Below are 16341 nucleotides of genomic sequence, written 5' to 3'. Positions count from 1 at the left end.
CGTCGTTGCACGGAGCATGGTCACCTGCCCCACCCGTGAGCCCGAGAGCGTCAGGACCGTGCCGGTCGAGCACGGTCTGCTGCAACCGCCCACCGGTCTAGGCTGGGAGGCGATGGCAAAGGACAAGAAGACCGATCCGAGCGCCGCCCTGCGGCTCGCGGACCCCAGCACCGACACCCCCACGGCTGCCCCGACCGCCCGGAGCGCCGCGGCGGCGGTCTCGGGCCCGGCCGCGGTCGTGGACCCCGAGGACGTCGCCCGGGCCGACGCGAGCGTCGACGTGGCGAGCGAGAGCGAGCCGGAGCGCCGCGCGCGCTTCGAGCGCGAGGCGATGCCGCTGCTCGACCAGCTCTACAGCGCCGCCCTGCGCACGACCCGCAACCCCAGCGACGCCGAGGACCTCGTCCAGGAGACGTTCGCCAAGGCGTACGCCGCCTTCCACCAGTACAAGCCGGGGACCAATCTCAAGGCGTGGATGTACCGCATCCTCACCAACACCTACATCAACACCTACCGCAAGAAGCAGCGCCAGCCGCTTGAGTCTGACGCGGCGCAGATCGAGGACTACCAGCTGGCGCGTGCCGAGTCGCACACGTCGGTGGGCCTGCGCTCGGCGGAGGCCGAGGCCCTCGACCACCTCCCCGACAGCGACGTCAAGCGGGCCCTGCAGGCGATCCCGGAGGAGTTCCGCCTCGCGGTCTACTTCGCCGACGTCGAGGGCTACTCCTACAAGGAGATCGCCGAGATCATGGAGACGCCCATCGGCACGGTCATGAGCCGCCTGCACCGCGGGCGACGCCAGCTGCGCGAGCTGCTCTCGGAGTATGCCGCCGACCGGGGTTTCGCCGCAGCCGGCTCGGTCGAGGCCGCGAAGGGCGCGGGCACCGAAGGAGGACGGTCATGAGCGACACGACGGCCGGAGCACCGGGAGCAGGCAACGAGGCGTCCCGCACCGACTGCTCCGAGGCGCTGCTGCGGGTCTACGAGTACCTCGACGGCGAGCTCGGTCCCGACGAGTGCGCCAAGATCCAGGCGCACCTCGACGAGTGCGGTCCGTGCCTCAAGGAGTACGACCTCGACACGACCCTGAAGTCGCTCATCAAGCGGTCCTGCGACTGCGAGCAGGCGCCGGAGGCCCTGCGGATGACGATCATGTCGCGCATCTCCATGACCGTGATCCAGGTCGACCGCGGCTGAACGCCCACGACGTCTTCGTCCGCCCGACGGCGGACACGACGAAGGCCCGCCCCGAGTGATCGGGTGCGGGCCTTTGACGTCTGCGGCTCAGGCGTTGGGCTTGCGGCCGTGGTTGGCGGCGTTGCCCTTGCGGGAGCGGCGCTTGCGGGCGCGCTTGCTCATCGTCGGCTCTCCTTGGTCCTGCGGGATGCTTCGCGCCCGTGCGGGCACGAAGCACCGATTCTTCCACACCGGCCCCGAGTCACCCAATCCGGTAGCGACGTTCCCTGCCAAACCTTAAAATCTTGGTATAGATCCGTCCGTAACGGCCGGATCTTCTTCCGTGCGCCTTCCTATCGTTGGCATCCTGAGCGCTGAGGGAAACCTCGGTTGTTCTGTGCTGCCGCGAGCACCGCCCCTCCATGGCGCACGCATCCGGAACATCAATGCAATGAAGGAGCCCCCAAATGTTCGCTGCCCTGCTTTCCGCCCTTGCTGCCAGCTCCACCGACTTCACCACCCGCGCGCTGTCGTACTTCGCCAACACGTGGACGTGGGGCAGCTGAGACCTGCTCCACTCCTAGACACCCGTTCGGTCCTGCGACCCGCCGTGGTTGCAGGACCGAACCGTCTTCGGGCATGAATAGGACGTGACCAGCCGAACCGAGAGCCCATCCCCGTCGCGGGCAGGGCCGTACTACATCGCCGGGCTGGCCGTTGCGTCGGTCGTTCTCGGCGCGGTGGCCTGGCGCTACGGGCGCCATCCCGACCTGGCGCCGCTGCTCCTGCTGTCGGCCATGGGGATCCTCAGCTTCAACCTCCGCGAGCCCACGGTCACCTCACGCATCGGCTTTTCCTTCCTCTCGATCATCCTGCTCGCCTCAGCGGCGATACTCGGTCCCTTCGGTGCATGGTGCGTCGGGGTCGTGTCGCAGGCGATCGAGCGAGACCCCAAGGTGATGTGGTTCCAGCGCGTGTTCAACATCGCGATGACCGGAATCATCGGCCTCGTAGGTGCAGGGGTCTACCTCGCCGTCGGTGGGGCGCCGGACCTGGAGCAGGTCTCGGGCTTCAGCGGGCTCGCTCTGCAGGTGGGAGTACCCCTGATCGTCGCGGACGTCATCCAGTGCCTGACCAACGCCGTTCTGCTCTCAGGCGCCATCACGCTGTTCCAGGGGGTGCCCTTCTGGGTGTTCGTACGCCGCGTGCTCGTGAGCTCGGGCGTCGCGTACGTCGGCTACGGCGTCATCGGGTTCCTCTTCGTCGTCCTCTGGTTCCCCGTCGACCTCGGCGCCTTCAGCGCCCTGCTCATCATGGCGCCGCTGCTCGCGGCCCGGTGGGCCTTCATCCAGTACGGCGAGGAGGTGCGCTCGCACGAACGCACCGTCGACACCCTCGTGACCGCCCTCGGCACCAAGGAGCCCCCGGCCGTGCCCCGCAGCCGCAGGGCCGCCCGTCTGTCGGAGTGGATCGCGGAGGAGCTCGGACTCGGACCCCACCAGATCGAGACGGTGAGGTATGCCGCCACCCTCCACGAGATCGGACACCTCGGGGTCCCGACCCGGCTGCTGCGGCGCGCCCCCGAGGCGGTCAGCGTCGCCGAGCGGCGGGTCATCGACCGCCACTGCGTGATGGGGGCGCGGATGATCGAGGGCATCGACTTCCTCGAGGACGCACGCTCCGGCATCCGGCACCAGCACGAGCGCTTCGACGGCGACGGACGACCCGACGGACTGGCAGGGCAGGACATCCCGCTCGCCGCCCGGGTCGTCGCCGTCGCGTCGGCGGTCGAGAACCTCCTCGACGCCCCCGGCGACGTGCCGTGGGACGCCGACACCACTGACATCGCCCGGGCGCTCCAGTCCGACCCCGGGCGCTTCGACCCGGCTGTCGTCACCGCGGTCCTCGCGGTGCTGGAGAAGCACGGCCGCCCGCACGGTGCCTCGACAGGCGTGAGCCGGTGATCGGCAAGGCCCGTCGCCCGTTCGCCCTCGTGCTCGGACTCGCAGGCCTGCTCGTCTCCGTCGTCGTCACCGTCGTGACCCGCGACCTGCCCGCCGGCGGCAACGACGCCGGCATCGGGGTCGTCGTGGCGTTCGCCGTGGCCATCGTCCTCGGCGAGTGGTTCCTGCTGCTGGCCCCCGGCTTCCGGGGGTCGGCGCCGATGGCGATGGCGAGCGCGTTCGGCCTGGCGCTGACGACTGAGGTCCCCGAGGGTCACTTCGTCTCCTACGGGGCGGCGTTCGTGCTGGCCGTGACGGCGGCGTCCATGACGGTCGGCACCGGCACACGCGTGCTCGCCGGACGTGAGGCCAACATCGTCGAGACCACGGGCCGGCTGGTGGCGGTCGCCGTCGTGGCCCTGCTCTACCGCGAGGCGCACCTCGGCCAGTCCCCGGGCACGCCGACCCACTCCGACGGACTCGTGCCCTGGCAGCGTGCGCTGCTGATGCTGGGCATCACGATGCTGGCCCTCGTGGCCGACACGCTCTTCACGTCGGTCCTGCGGGCCCTGTCCGCCACGGCCAACCTGCGACGCACCTTCGTCGAGGAGGTGCGCTCGTCGTTCGCCATGTCGATGGCCGTCGCGGTCACCGGGGTCCTCATCGCGCTGGCGGCGCCGGCGATGGGCATCGCGTCACTCCCGCTCTTCCTCATGCCGCTCGTGCTGACCCTCTTCGCGTTCCGCCGCTACGTGAGCATCCGGGCGACCTACCTGCAGAGCATCCGCACCCTCTCGCGACTGACCGACGCGGCGGGCTACACCCCCTCGGGCCACTCCGAGCGGGTGGCGGCCCTGTCGGTCCGGGTCGGGCGCGAGCTCGGGCTCTCCGAGCGCGAGCTGCTCGACCTCGAGTACGCAGCGCTCCTGCACGACATCGGTCAGGTGGCCCTCGTCGAGCCGATCCCGGGCGGCGCCACGGTGCTCGCGGCACCGGCCGACCAGCGTCGCATCGAGGCCGACACCGTCGCGATCGTCCGCGAGACCGGCGTCTTCGAGGGGGCCGCGCGGATCCTCGAGCACCAGACCACTCCGTACCGGCAGGTGCGCGAGCTCGGTGAGGAGATCCCGCTGACGAGCCGCATCGTCAAGGTCGTCAACGCCTACGAGGACCTGACCGCCGGGGCACGGAGCGTGCGGGCGCGTGAGGCCGCGGTGGAGCGGATCTACCTCGGGCTCGGGTACGAGTACGACCCGCGCGTCGTCGATGCCCTGCTCACCGCGATCGGGACCGGGGCCGACCAGGGCTGAGAGAGGCGTCACAGCCTCGCGTCGACCCTTGGGTGCGGGACGCAGCCGTGCCATGATGGCGACTTCGGGCAACCCCCGTCGCGAGAACGAGCTTGCAGGCCAGACCCCCGGCACTGTCTCACCAGTGAGGGCGCCTGCCCTCGACTTCTCCATGCGAACGAGGTGTCCCCAGCATGAGTGCGTTGCCCACCACCCAGCCCTTCGACCCCGCCGACCCGGTCTTCCGCGTCCACGAGGGAGGCAAGCTCGGGGTGCACGCCACGTCGGACCTGCGAGACGCGGCCGACCTCTCCCTCCTCTACACCCCCGGCGTCGCTCAGGTCTCCCTCGCCATCGCCGCCGACCCGACGCTCGCCGCCGTCTACACCAGCCGCCGCAACACCGTGGCCGTCGTCAGCGACGGGACCGCGGTCCTGGGCCTGGGGGACATCGGGCCCCTGGCCGCCATGCCCGTCATGGAGGGCAAGGCGGTGCTCTTCAAGCACTTCGCCGACGTGGATGCCGTCCCCGTCTGCATGGAGACCGGCAGCGTCGAGGAGATCGTGGACGCCGTCGCGCGCATCGCGCCGACCTACGGCGGCATCAACCTCGAGGACATCTCGGCCCCGCGCTGCTTCGAGATCGAGCGCCGCCTCCAGGCCCGCCTCGACATCCCCGTCTTCCACGACGACCAGCACGGGACCGCGATCGTGGCGCTCGCCGCCCTGCTCGGCGCGGTGCGGGTCGTCGAGAAGGACCTCGCCGACCTGACGGTGGTCGTGTCGGGCGCGGGTGCGGCCGGGGTCGCGGTCAGCCACATCCTGCTCGCCGCCGGGGTGGGCGACGTCGTGGTCGTGGACTCGCGCGGGGTGATCGGACCGGACCGGGACGACCTGGCGCCGCACAAGGAGCAGCTGCGCGAGGTCACCAACCGCCGTGGCGTCACCGGCTCGATCGGGGACGCGCTGTCGGGCGCCGACGTGCTCGTCGGCGTCTCCGGCGGGACCGTGGCCGAGCGGGACCTCATGCGCATGGCGCCGCGGGCCATCATCTTCGCGCTCGCCAACCCGGACCCCGAGGTGCACCCGACCGTGGCCGCCCGCTTCGCCGAGGTGGTGGCGACCGGTCGGTCCGACTTCCCCAACCAGATCAACAACGTGCTTGCCTTCCCCGGGATCTTCCGCGGGGCGCTCGACTCGGGCGCCCGACGGGTCACCGAGGAGATGAAGCTCGCGGCGGCGTATGCCATCGCCGGGCTCGTCGACGAGCCGACCGCCGACCGGATCGTGCCGAGCGTCTTCGACGAGCGGGTGGCGCCGGCCGTGGCCGCCGCGGTGGCCGGCATGGTGACCGGCAAGGTGACGGGCGGCGCCGGTCCGAGCAGGCTCGGGGCGACGACGCGCTGAGCCGTCAGGGGCTCCCGGTCGGTGGTGGTCCGCCCCGGCCGGGAGCCTCGCCGTCGTCGGCGGGGTCGGTGAGCCCTCTGGCGGCCAGCGCCTCGCCCGTGGCCCGGGCGTAGGCCACGACGTGCACGACCGTCGGCACGACGACCGCCCGGGGGTCGCGCTCGAGACCGCGGGCCCTGGCCGACTCGCGCACGCTCGAGAAGGAGCCCGCCACCCAGGGCACCGACCGCACGACGACCCCGAGGGTGAGCGCCACGACCTCCGGGTCGACGAACCGGCCCAGGGGTCGCGCGGCGCGGACCGCTCCGTCGAGCAGGTCGGAGACGGGCGTCGTCGCCGTGAGGATCCCGGCGGCCACGAAGGCGTTGACGATGCCGAGGACGACGCGGACGGCATACACCAGGTCGTGGGCCCACCACTGGAAGGCCAGCAGGAGAACGAGGACCGGCAGCAGGCCCCGCAGTGATCGCAGGAGCCGTCGGGCCGGGAGCCTGGCGACCAGTACGATGCCGGCAAGGGCGGCCGTCGCGAGGGCGAGCGGCAGGACCGACGAGACCGCCCAGGGCAGCACCCCGACGGCGAGGACGCCGACGAGCTTGAGCCCCAACGGCATCCGGTGCACGACCGACGTGCCCGGCACGTGAGCGGCGAAGATCCCGTGACCGGTCACGGCTCGTCGACCAGCCGGCGGTAGTGCTCGACGGCGGCACGCGGGTCTCCGTCGAAGACGATGCGACCCTCGTCGACGACGAGGGTCCGGTCGGCGGTCGCCGCCAGGTCGAGGTCGTGGGTGGCCAGCACGACGGTCTGGGCGAGCCCGTCCAGGAGCGCGCGAAGGCGGAGGGTGTTGCGGCGGTCGAGGAGCGTCGTCGGCTCGTCGAGCACGAGGAGGACCGGGTCGGTGGCGAGGACGACGGCGAGAGCCATGAGCTGGCGCTCGCCGCCGGAGAGGTCGTAGACGCTCTGGTCGGCCAGGTGGGCGAGCCCGAACCGGTCGAGGACGGTCTCGGCCGCGGCCCGGCGGTCGCCGCGTGACCGGTGCAGCCGTCGGAGCGAGAGCTCGACGTCCTCGCGGCCCGTCGGCATGACGAGCTGCGAGATGGGGTCGGTGAAGGCGAAGGCCACGCGACGGCGCACCCGCGCGCCGTCCCGCACGGTGTCGAGGCCGTCGACGGAGACCGTGCCGGACGTGGGGGAGACGAGGCCGTTGAGCAGGCGCAGCAGCGTCGACTTGCCCGAGCCGTTGGCGCCGACGACGCTGACCCGACGGTCGTCCAGGACGAGGTCGACGGGTCCGAGGATGGTGCGGGTGCGACGGTCGGGCGAGCCGTCGACCGGCACGGTGACCGTGGCCCCCTCGAGGCGGACCTGCGTCATGGAGCTGTCACGGCGCGGTCGGAGCCGAGGTCACGCGCGGGGGCGCACGAGCACGTCGGAGAACGCGCGGTGCACCGCGACCGCGGCGACGACGGCGACGACGTCCTTGGCCAGGTCGCCCGGCAGGAAGGGCAGGTCGGCGCTGATCGCGGCGGAGAGCGGCAGCTTGAGGTTGACCATGAGGCCCAGGACGCCGAGGACGTGGACGACGGCGATCGTGACGACGAACGAGGCTGCTGTCAGCAGGGCCACCCACAGGGAGCGACGGGTGCGGCGGAGCACGACCTGCGCTGCGAGGCCGACCACGACGGCCGCCACGAGGAAGGACACGAGGTAGCCGGCCGTCGGCCCGCTCAGCACCTGCAGCCCAGACTGGCCCCTGCTGAAGACGGGCAGCCCGACGAACCCGAGGAGCAGGTAGAGCAGGACCGCGAGGCCGCCACGGACCGGGCCGAGCACCAGACCGGTGAGCATGACCGCCAGGGTCTGCAGGGTGATCGGCACGCCGAGGGCGCCGACGGGGATGCCGGGCACGACGGCCGCCGCCACGAGCAGGGCGGTGAAGACGGCCACGAGTGCCACCGACTGCGCGTCGACCCCGCGACGTGGGCGCGCCTGCGACGAGGGGGCCCCGCCGGCGTCGGACGAGGGGGAGGCGGAGGTGCCGGCACGCAGGTCGCCCGGCGCCGGCTGGGCCGCGCTGCGCACGGGCGTGTTGTCGGTCACGCGGAGGACCCTACCGGGGTGCGGGAGCGGTCCCGGTCACTATGGTGCTGTGATGCTCGCTGCCTACGCCGTCAGTCAGTCCGCCTCCGACCCGCTCTCCGGCCTCGTGGTGGGCGAGCGGCCCGACCCCGAGCCTCGTCCCGGCTGGACCGTGGTCGACCTGCGGGCGGCCGCGCTGAACCACCACGACGTCTGGTCCCTGCGGGGCGTGGGGCTCGCGCCGGACCGCTTGCCGATGGTGCTCGGCTGCGACGGGGCGGGCGTCGACGCCGACGGCAACGAGGTCATCGTCCACGCCGTCGTCCCCTCGGACGGCTGGCGGGGCGACGAGACCCTCGACCCGCGCCGCACGCTCCTGTCGGAGCTGCACGACGGCACGCTCGCGGAGAAGGTGCTCGTCCCCGCCGGCAACGTCGTGCCCAAGCCCGAGTCGATGTCGTGGGAGACCGCGGCCTGCCTCTCGACGGCGTGGCTCACGGCATACCGCATGCTCTTCACCAACTCCGGCGTGCAGCCCGGCGGCACCGTGCTCGTCCAGGGCGCCGGGGGCGGCGTGGCCACGGCCCTCATCCAGCTGGGCGCCGCAGCCGGCTACCGGATGTGGGCCACGTCGCGCGACGAGGCCCGCGGGCAGCGCGCGCTCGAGATCGGCGCGGACCGCGTCTTCGGCTCGGGCGAGCGGCTCCCGGACCGTGTCGACGCCGTCATGGAGACCGTCGGTGCCGCCACGTGGTCGCACTCGGTCAACTCCCTGCGGCCCGGTGGCACCATTGTCATCTCGGGCGCGACGTCGGGCGACGCCCCGGCCAAGGCCGAGCTGACGAAGATCTTCTTCAAGCAGCTGCGCGTCGTCGGCTCGACGATGGGCACCCGCGAGGAGCTGGCGCACCTCGCCCGCCTCGTCGAGCAGCGGGGCATCGAGCCGGCCGTCGACTCGGTGATGCCCCTGGCGGACGCCCGGGACGGCTTCGCCCGGATGGTCGACGGCGACGTCTTCGGCAAGGTCGTCTTCACGGTCGGCTGACCGCGACGGTCAGGTCTGGGCCGCTCCGGAGATCCGGACGACCGCGGACAGGCCGTCGGCGGACGGCGGCCCGGCCTCGCCGACCAGCCACTCGCACCACAGCGCGGTGGTCAGCCGGGTGACGAGGCGCCCCAGCTCGTACGCGCTGTCCGCGCCGAGGGTCACCGAGACGTGGCCCACGTCGGCCGTGCCGGACTCGACGCCGTGCAGGGCGGCGCGCACCGCCCGCGAGACCGCGTCGAGGCGGCTGTCGCCGGCGGCGGGTGCCACCCCGACCTCGGCGGCCTCCGGGCTGCCGGGCTCGATGCCGAGCGCGGCGCGCACGGCCTCGACCCGGCCGTGGCCGAACCAGTCGCCCGGGCCGGTGCGCACGAGGTCTCGCCCGCGGGGGTGGCCCTCGAGCGGCTCGTCGAGCACGACGTCGGGGAGGCCGCGCAGCACGGCCACGGGTACCGCGGCCACCTTGCCCTTGACGAGGTCTGCGGCGGCGGCGATCTCGTCGGCGACGGCGCGCGTCGTCACCTCGAGCGGCCTGCCGTCGGCGTCCGTGCCTCCGCGCAGGTCGTCGAGCACGCGGAGCCCGTGGGCACCGAGGGCGAAGTCGGTCTGTCCGACGCGCCAGGCGCGGCCCGCGGTGTCGCTGAGCACCACGCCGACCCGGACACCGTGTCTGGCCACGAGCGCGTCGTGCACCTGCGCGCAGACGCCGTCGGGGTCGTGGGGGAGGAGCAGCCAGCCGCCGCGGTCGCCCGTGTTGGAGCCGTCGACGCCGGCCGCGGCCATGACCGGCCCGGCCTTGGCGCGCACGACGCGGGTGACCCGGTCGCCGACGGCGCGCTCGGCGACGACGTGCTCGCTCTCACCCCGCACGACGCGGTCCTTGTCGGGGTCGTGCGTCACGAGCCCGAGCGCCTTGCTCGCCACCTTGCTCGAGATGACGACGACGTCACCGTCGGCCAGGTGCACGCCCGCGTGGTCGAGTCCCACCTGGACGACGTCGGCGAGGTCGTCGCCCTCGCGCACCTCGGGTATGCCGGTGAGCGGGGTGATCGTGACGGGTGCCGTCACGCGGGGGCCCGCTCCGCGCGCAGCCGCAGGCCGAGGTCGAGGGCCGCTCCGGCCATCTCGGCCGCCGCGTCGACCGAGCTCATGAGCAGCGGGCGCCGCAGGACCTCGAGGCCGCGACGGGCGGGCATCGGGTCGTCCTCGTCGACGAGCCAGCCGTCGAGGAAGTCGGCGTAGAGCCCGGCGACACCGGCGCTCGACTCCTCGACGCCGATCGTGCGCAGGCAGACGTCGGCGTGGCCGCGGACGGGCCGTCCACCGACGAGGGGCGAGACCCCGACCACCGGGGCGCGCGTGCCACGCAGGGCGTCGCGCACGCCGGGGACGCCGAGGATGATCCCGATCGAGACGACCGGGTTGCTGGGCGGGAGGATGACGACGTCGGCCTCGCGGATCGCCTCGAGCACCCCCGGCGCGGGAGTCGCCCGGTCCAGGCCCGCCACGACGAACCGCTCGGCCGGCAGCTCGGCCCGGTGGCGCACCCACCACTCCTGGAAGTGGATGGCGCGCTGCCCCCCGTCCGGGTCGCCCTCGGCAGACACGACGACGTGGGTCTCGACCGGGGTGTCGGTCATCGGCAGGAGGCGGACTCCGAGGTCGCCCAGCCCCCAGCGGGCGGAGAGACGGTCGACGACCGCGCTGAGCGGCATACCCTGCCCGAGCAGCTGCGAGCGGTAGACGTGGGTGCCGAAGTCCTTGTCGCCGAGGGTGAACCACTGCGGCTCGGCACCGAGGGCGGCGAGCTCGGCGGCGAGGTGGTGCGACTCGTCGGCGCGCCCCCAGCCCTGGCCCTCGTGGATGCCGCCGCCCAGCGTGTAGAGCAGCGTGTCGATGTCGGGGCAGACCCGGAGGCCGAAGAGGGTGATGTCGTCGCCGGTGTTGCCGATGACCGTCAGCTGCAGGGGATCGGAATCGGGGCCGACGGGGTAGGACTGTCGGGCGTGGTGGAGCAGGCCTCGGAGGAACCGGGCGCCGCCGACTCCTCCGGCCAGGGCGGTGATGCGCATGCGCCGATCCTCTCAGCAGCCTGTCCCGGAGCGAGCGCGCGGGGTGGGCCCGGGCATCTCGAACCTGCGAATATCACCAACGGGCTTGACGTGGGGCGTATGACACGCATGTAATTTCATTGTTGTAGTCGGTCGGGGACGTACTTCTGGAACCAATGGACCTATTTGTCCAGAACCTCCTGAGAACGAACTCGCTCGGTGCGACAGTGCATCCACACAGTGCACGTCAGGGTCGAGGAGGGGTCATGCACGATTTGATGGTGGTTTGGTCGGACACGGGTGAGCAGGAGGGTGAGCTCTCCTGGCAGGAGCGCTCGCTCTGCGCCCAGACCGACCCGGAGGCGTTCTTCCCCGAGAAGGGCGGCTCCACGCGCGAGGCCAAGAAGGTCTGCGTGGGTTGCGAGGTGCGCTCCGAGTGCCTCGAGTACGCCCTGTCCAATGACGAGAGGTTCGGCATCTGGGGCGGACTGTCCGAGCGAGAGCGCCGCAAGCTGAAGAAGCGCGCGGTCTGATCGTGAGGTTCGAACCCGGTGCCCCGCAGGTGTCCGGGTGAAGGTAGCCGCTGTGCCCGATGAGCTAGCCGAAGACCACAGCACCCCCGCCGGCGCGGGGGGCGCGTCGTCCGCGTCGTTGTCTGCCCCTCCCTCCACCGGGCAGCGACCGGACGTCACCGTCGAGGCGATCGTCGTCGTGCACAACGGAGCCACGTGGCTGGCGCAGTGTCTCGACGGCGTGGCCGCCCAGACACTGCCGCCGGCGCGGCTCGTCATCGTCGACGTCGCGAGCAGCGACTCCTCGAACGCCATCGCGCACGCGCACTCCGGCGTGCGTCGCGCGATCGGGTCCGTCGAGGTGGTCCGCCTCGACGCCCGCGTCCCGGTCGGCCGCGCGGTCGAGCGCGGGATCGCGGCCCTGCCCGCGCCCACCGACCCCTCGTCCAGCTGGGTCTGGGTGCTGCACGACGACTCGGTGCCACGCGGCAACGCCCTGGCGCAGCTGCTGCAGGCCGGCCTGCGCTCCAAGTCCGTCGGCGTCGCCGGCCCCAAGCTCGTCGCCTGGGACGACCCGCGACGACTCGTCGAGCTGGGCATCCAGATCACCCGCACCGGACGCCGGCTCGGGTCGCCCGTCCGCGGCGAGGCCGACCAGGGCCAGTACGACCACCGCGCGGACGTCCTCGCGGTGAGCACGAGCGGCATGCTCGTGCGGCGCTCCGTCCACGACGACATCGGCGGGTTCGACCCCGCGTTCGTCGACCACGGCGCCGACCTCGACTTCGGCTGGCGCGCCCAGCTTGCCGGCCACCGCGTCATCGTCGTGCCCGGGGCCGTCGTGCGCGACGCCTCCGCGAGCCTCGAGGGGCGACGTCCCGGCGCGGCCACCCCCCGCGAGCTCGAGCGCCGCGGCCGACGGGCCGCCCGTCAGGTCACCCTGGCCCGGTGCTCGCCCTTCGCCGCTCCCTTCCTCGCGATCTGGATGGCGCTCTCCGCCGTCCTCGCGTCCCTGACGCTCCTCGTGGCCAAGCGCCCGAGGCAGGCCTGGCGCGAGCTGACCGACGTCTCGGCCCTGCTGCACCCGTTCGCGACGCTGGGCGCCCGCTGGCGTGGCCGTCGCACCAAGCGGCTGCGCCGTGACCACCTCGGCACCCTCTTCGTCGCGCCGTCCGTGGCGGCCCGCACGACCATCGACCACATCCAGGACGCCATCACCCCGGAGCGCACCCGCGCCCGGCGCGAGGCGGCCGCCACCACCGAGACGGGTCCCGTCGCAGACGAGTCCGAGTCGCTGGACAACCTGCCGGCCTCCCTGCCCCGCCGTGTCGTCACCCACCCGGGCTTCCTCGCCGTCGCCGCCGTGCTCGTCGTGAGCGTCGCCGCGTGGCGCGACACGATCCGCGCCGGCGCTCTCTCCCCGACCAACGCGGGTGTGGCCGGTGGTGAGCTGCGGCCCGTCACGACCGACTCCGCCGGCCTCTGGCACGCCTTCCGCGACGCCTGGCACGGCGCCGGTCTGGGCACGGGTGCCGAGTCGGGACCGCACCTCGCCGTCCTCTCGGCGCTGACCTGGCTGGCCGAGCAGGTCCCCGGGGTCGCCGAGAGCCGGTCGAGCGCGGGAGTCACGATCGCCTGGCTGCTCTTCCTCACCCCGGTGCTGGCCGCCTGGTCCACCTACCTCGCGGCGCGCGTCGTCACCTCCTCGCGTCCGGCCCGGGCGCTGGCCGCCCTCGCCTGGGGCACGGCCGGCGTCGCCGTCTCGGGCCTGGCGCAGGGGCGGGTGAGCGTGGCCGTCGTGCACGTGCTGCTGCCCTTCGTGCTGGCCGGTTTCTGCCTCGCCGCACGGCGTGACGGCACCTTCACGGCCACCTTCGCGACCGCTCTCGCGACGGCGGTGCTCGGCGCCTTCGCGCCGCCCCTCCTCGCCCTGGCGGCCCTCGCGGCCCTGCTGCTCCTCGTCCTGGGCCCGGGCCTGCGCCGGGCGAGGGCGCTCGTGCTCCTCGTCGTGCCCGCCGCCCTGCTGGGTCCGTGGATGGCGCGCTTCGTGCACGACCCCAGACTCCTGCTGTCCGGGCCCGGACTCGTCGCGACGTCCGCCGACCGCAGCCCGTGGGGCGTGCTCGGCCACGTGCTCGGCGAGGCCACCGCCACCACCTGGGTGGCGTGGCTCGGGGCCCCCGTCGTCCTGCTCGGCATCGTCGGGCTCGGGGCGCGCGGACGCAGTCGTGCCGAGTCCGTCGGGATGCTGGCCGGTGGGCTGCTGGCCGTGGTGGGGCTCGCTGCGGCCCTCGCCTCGGACCACGTCGTCCTCGGCTCCGCCGAGACCGGAGTGGGCCAGTCGGCCCCGGCCCACCTCTGGGCCGGACTCGGTGTCCAGCTGTGGTGGGCGGGCCTGCTCGTCGGCGTGCTGGCCGGCAGTCGCGCCGTGCTCGCCTCGCTCGGGCGACCGGGTCGTCGGTGGGGCTTCGTCGCCGCCGTCCTCGCGGCCACCCTCGCGGTCGTGCCGGTCGTCGCCGGCGCCGTCGTCTGGGGGGTGGAGGGCATCGGTCGCACCCTCTCCGTCGGCCAGGCCACGCTTCCGGCGATCGCCATCGAGCAGGGCAGCGGATCCCTCGGCAACCGTCTGCTGCTGCTGCGCCCCTCCGACGACGTCGTGGACTTCGTCCTCGCCGGCCAGGAGCCGGGCGAGCTGCTCCGCGACCTCGACCGGGCCCCGGACGCGGATGACGCGCCGCTCGTCGACGCCGTCGCCAACATCGTCGGTGGCCGAGGCGCGGACTCGCTCGACTCCAAGGCCCTGGCCCGTCTGGGCATCGGGTTCGTCCAGGTGCGTGCGACGGCCGACTCCGCCCTCGCCCGACGTCTCGACTCGTCCGAGGGCCTGAGCCGCCTGGGTTCCAGCTCGCGCGGCATCCTCTGGAAGGTCCAGCCCCTCCCGGCCGCCACAGGCGCGGAGGGCGCCGCGGCCCCGTCGCGAGCGCGCCTCGTCGACGCCGACGGTCGACTGCTGCAGGTCGTGCCGACGGTCGGCCCGCACGCCGCCGTCGACACCGTGCTGCCCGCCGGCACCCAGCCCCGGATGGTCGTGCTGGCCGAGCCCCGGGAGTGGTCCGGGCAGGCTCGGGTCAGCTTCGACGGGGCCGTGCTGCAGCCCGTGGCCGGGGCCGCCCAGCCGACGTATGCCGTCCCCTCCTCCGCGGGTGCTCTCCAGGTGGACCTCGCGGCCGCCCAGCCCTGGTGGCGCCTCGGCCAGGCCGTGCTGCTCGCCTTCGTGGTGTTCATGGCCCTGCCCTTAGGCAACCGACGCTCGAGGAGGCGCGCATGAGGAACGTGTCCGGCACCGTCCGGGCCGCAGCCGTGGCGCTCGTCGCCGCGGGCCTCGCGGTCGGAGCGACCCGCGTCGGCGGCTCGGTCCAGCTGGCCACCGCGGGCGAGCGGGTGGGCCTGCCCGAGTCGTCCAGCGTGCTCGTCGACGCCGCGACGCTCGTGTGCCCCGGCCAGCAACGGCTGGGTGCCGCCGGGCTGCGCGACGTCCAGGGCACCGTGTCCGTCGCTGCGGCCTCACCGGACCAGGGTGTGGTCGCCGGAGCCCCGTCCGGTGGCTCCGGAGGCGTCCAGCTCCTCGCCGGGTCGTCCTCGAAGGGTCTCGCCCAGACCTCCGACCGGGGCGCCGTCGCCTCGGCCGGCGTCAGCGGTGCCGACGTCGTCGTGGCCAAGGCCGACGGCGCTCTCGCTCCCGGCCTCGTTGCCACGCAGGTGTGGCGGCACACCGGCGACGACGACCGCGGACTCGTGGTGACGCCGTGCCAGCTGCCGTCGTCCGACGTCTGGCTCGTCGGGGGCGGTGGCGGCCCGTCGCGCACCGAGCGCATCATCGTCAGCAACCCCGGCGCCAACGCCGTGTCGGTCTCCTTCGAGGTCCTCGGGACCTCGGGCCGCATCGACGCCGCGAGCCAGCGGAGCGTCTCGATCGCCTCGCTGTCGCGCGAGGTCGTCTCGCTCGACGCCATGGCGCCGGCCGAGAACGCCCCGGTCGTCCACGTGACCGCCACCGGAGGTGTCGTCTCCGCGGTCCTCGACGACCAGTGGATCCTCGGTGCCACCGGGCGAGGCATCGACGACGCCACGCGGGCCGCCGCCCCGGGCACCGACCTCGTCGTGCCCGGCGTCGAGACCGGCGGTGACGCGTCCCTGCGCCTGGCCAACCCCGGCGAGAGCGAGGCGCTGGCGCAGGTGCGGCTGCTCACCGACAAGGGCACCGTGCAGCCAGACGACCTCCGGGCCGTCCGGGTGCCGGCCGGCTCGACCGTCGACGTGCCGCTCCCGGCCAACGGGGCAGCCATGGGGCTGGGCATCCGCTCCGACCAGCCGCTCGTGGCGGCTGCCTGGGCCGAGCGCCGGGCCACCACCGCGGACCAGATGGGTGACTTCGCCTGGTCGCCGGCGACGCCCGCCCTGCGCGGGGTGGCCGGAGTGCTGCTGCCGGGCCTGCAAGGAACGACGAAACGCCTTCTGCTGACTGCGGGCTCGTCCGCGGCCACCGTCGAGACCCGGCTCGGCACGGGCGACAAGGCAAAGGTCTCGAGCGTCGACGTCCCGGCGGACTCGACGGTCGCGGTCCCGGTCGGCGACGCCGACAGCGTCTGGGTGGTCCCGACGTCCGGTGCCGCGCGAGCGGCGGTCTCGGTCGCCGGCGTCGACGGGGGAGTGCCGTTCTTCTCGGTGGCCTCGCTCACCGACGCCCCCGTGCGCGCCCTGTCCGTCCCGGTGCGTCAGGTGCGCAACTGAGCGAGCCTCTGCCCGCTGGTCACCAGGGCGCGCCGGTCTCCCGGTG

15 protein-coding genes are annotated in these 16341 nt (G+C 73.4%); 9 read left to right on the top strand and 6 right to left on the bottom strand.

The window, feature by feature from the left end; translation table 11 throughout:
• The first annotated feature begins 16 nt into the window (after window positions 1–16).
• Window positions 17–904: a sigma-70 family RNA polymerase sigma factor gene (locus ABD297_RS14845; RefSeq protein WP_344255805.1), complete on the top strand. Its 888-nt coding sequence runs from the start codon at window positions 17–19 to the stop codon at window positions 902–904.
• Window positions 901–1197 carry a mycothiol system anti-sigma-R factor gene (gene rsrA, locus ABD297_RS14840; protein WP_344255804.1) on the top strand — a complete coding sequence of 99 codons (297 nt, stop codon included), beginning with the start codon at window positions 901–903 and terminating at the stop codon, window positions 1195–1197. The genes ABD297_RS14845 and rsrA overlap by 4 nt, the downstream gene beginning before the upstream one ends.
• 87 nt (window positions 1198–1284) lie before the next feature.
• On the opposite strand, the gene ABD297_RS23725 is transcribed toward rsrA, so the two are convergent.
• Window positions 1285–1359 carry a 50S ribosomal protein bL37 gene (locus ABD297_RS23725; protein WP_369791897.1) on the bottom strand — a complete coding sequence of 25 codons (75 nt, stop codon included), beginning with the start codon at window positions 1357–1359 and terminating at the stop codon, window positions 1285–1287.
• A gap of 467 nt (window positions 1360–1826) precedes the next feature.
• Here ABD297_RS23725 and ABD297_RS14830 point away from each other — a divergent pair, with 467 nt between their 5' ends.
• From ABD297_RS14830 to ABD297_RS14820, 3 genes are all read left to right on the top strand, one after another.
• Entirely contained in the window at window positions 1827–3140 is a 1314-nt protein-coding gene (locus tag ABD297_RS14830; protein ID WP_344255802.1) for an HD-GYP domain-containing protein, read from the top strand.
• Window positions 3137–4429 carry an HD-GYP domain-containing protein gene (locus ABD297_RS14825; RefSeq protein ID WP_344255801.1) on the top strand — a complete coding sequence of 431 codons (1293 nt, stop codon included), beginning with the start codon at window positions 3137–3139 and terminating at the stop codon, window positions 4427–4429. Before ABD297_RS14830 ends, ABD297_RS14825 begins: the two co-directional genes overlap by 4 nt.
• Before the next feature lie 173 nt (window positions 4430–4602).
• Window positions 4603–5814 carry an NAD(P)-dependent malic enzyme gene (locus ABD297_RS14820; protein ID WP_344255800.1) on the top strand — a complete coding sequence of 404 codons (1212 nt, stop codon included), beginning with the start codon at window positions 4603–4605 and terminating at the stop codon, window positions 5812–5814.
• A gap of 4 nt (window positions 5815–5818) precedes the next feature.
• On the opposite strand, the gene ABD297_RS14815 is transcribed toward ABD297_RS14820, so the two are convergent.
• From ABD297_RS14815 to ABD297_RS14805, 3 genes are read right to left on the bottom strand one after another with little or no spacing between them, the layout of a single operon-like run.
• Window positions 5819–6484: a CbiQ family ECF transporter T component gene (locus tag ABD297_RS14815; protein WP_344255799.1), complete on the bottom strand. Its 666-nt coding sequence runs from the start codon at window positions 6482–6484 to the stop codon at window positions 5819–5821.
• On the bottom strand, window positions 6481–7191 hold the full coding sequence (locus ABD297_RS14810) for an energy-coupling factor ABC transporter ATP-binding protein (RefSeq protein WP_344255798.1): 711 nt from the start codon (window positions 7189–7191) through the stop codon (window positions 6481–6483). Before ABD297_RS14810 ends, ABD297_RS14815 begins: the two co-directional genes overlap by 4 nt.
• A 30-nt stretch (window positions 7192–7221) precedes the next feature.
• The gene (locus ABD297_RS14805; RefSeq protein WP_344255797.1) at window positions 7222–7917 is read right to left on the bottom strand and encodes a biotin transporter BioY; all 696 of its coding nucleotides are present in this window, start codon (window positions 7915–7917) and stop codon (window positions 7222–7224) included.
• 52 nt (window positions 7918–7969) lie between these two features.
• Between ABD297_RS14805 and ABD297_RS14800 the strand changes: the two genes are divergently transcribed.
• Window positions 7970–8941: a zinc-binding dehydrogenase gene (locus ABD297_RS14800; protein WP_344255796.1), complete on the top strand. Its 972-nt coding sequence runs from the start codon at window positions 7970–7972 to the stop codon at window positions 8939–8941.
• 9 nt (window positions 8942–8950) lie between these two features.
• On the opposite strand, the gene ABD297_RS14795 is transcribed toward ABD297_RS14800, so the two are convergent.
• Window positions 8951–10009 (bottom strand): coenzyme F420-0:L-glutamate ligase, encoded by a 1059-nt coding sequence (locus ABD297_RS14795; protein WP_344255795.1) that lies wholly within the window; start codon window positions 10007–10009, stop codon window positions 8951–8953.
• Window positions 10006–11013, bottom strand: a complete 1008-nt coding sequence (cofD, locus tag ABD297_RS14790) for a 2-phospho-L-lactate transferase (protein ID WP_344255794.1) — start codon at window positions 11011–11013, stop codon at window positions 10006–10008. Before cofD ends, ABD297_RS14795 begins: the two co-directional genes overlap by 4 nt.
• 245 nt (window positions 11014–11258) lie before the next feature.
• Between cofD and ABD297_RS14785 the strand changes: the two genes are divergently transcribed.
• From ABD297_RS14785 to ABD297_RS14775, 3 genes are read left to right on the top strand one after another with little or no spacing between them, the layout of a single operon-like run.
• Window positions 11259–11525, top strand: coding sequence for a WhiB family transcriptional regulator (locus tag ABD297_RS14785; protein WP_147066250.1), 267 nt, complete (start codon window positions 11259–11261; stop codon window positions 11523–11525).
• Between the two features lie 52 nt (window positions 11526–11577).
• Window positions 11578–14832 (top strand): glycosyltransferase family 2 protein, encoded by a 3255-nt coding sequence (locus tag ABD297_RS14780; protein WP_344255793.1) that lies wholly within the window; start codon window positions 11578–11580, stop codon window positions 14830–14832.
• Window positions 14829–16295: a DUF5719 family protein gene (locus tag ABD297_RS14775; protein ID WP_344255792.1), complete on the top strand. Its 1467-nt coding sequence runs from the start codon at window positions 14829–14831 to the stop codon at window positions 16293–16295. The genes ABD297_RS14780 and ABD297_RS14775 overlap by 4 nt, the downstream gene beginning before the upstream one ends.
• The last annotated feature ends 46 nt before the right edge of the window (window positions 16296–16341 follow it).

The organism is Terrabacter carboxydivorans, assembly GCF_039532035.1.
GTDB lineage: Bacteria > Actinomycetota > Actinomycetes > Actinomycetales > Dermatophilaceae > Terrabacter > Terrabacter carboxydivorans.
This window is presented reverse-complemented; position numbering and strand designations above follow the sequence as displayed.

What these genes read in the sequence shown, in the direction of transcription:
- ABD297_RS14845 (WP_344255805.1), top strand. Translation starts at nt 17, where the DNA reads ATGGTCACCTGCCCCACCCGTGAGCCCGAGAGCGTCAGGACCGTGCCG.
- rsrA (WP_344255804.1), top strand. Translation starts at nt 901, where the DNA reads ATGAGCGACACGACGGCCGGAGCACCGGGAGCAGGCAACGAGGCGTCC.
- ABD297_RS14820 (WP_344255800.1), top strand. Translation starts at nt 4,603, where the DNA reads ATGAGTGCGTTGCCCACCACCCAGCCCTTCGACCCCGCCGACCCGGTC.
- ABD297_RS14810 (WP_344255798.1), bottom strand. Translation starts at nt 7,191, where the DNA reads ATGACGCAGGTCCGCCTCGAGGGGGCCACGGTCACCGTGCCGGTCGAC.
- ABD297_RS14800 (WP_344255796.1), top strand. Translation starts at nt 7,970, where the DNA reads ATGCTCGCTGCCTACGCCGTCAGTCAGTCCGCCTCCGACCCGCTCTCC.
- cofD (WP_344255794.1), bottom strand. Translation starts at nt 11,013, where the DNA reads ATGCGCATCACCGCCCTGGCCGGAGGAGTCGGCGGCGCCCGGTTCCTC.
- ABD297_RS14785 (WP_147066250.1), top strand. Translation starts at nt 11,259, where the DNA reads ATGCACGATTTGATGGTGGTTTGGTCGGACACGGGTGAGCAGGAGGGT.
- ABD297_RS14775 (WP_344255792.1), top strand. Translation starts at nt 14,829, where the DNA reads ATGAGGAACGTGTCCGGCACCGTCCGGGCCGCAGCCGTGGCGCTCGTC.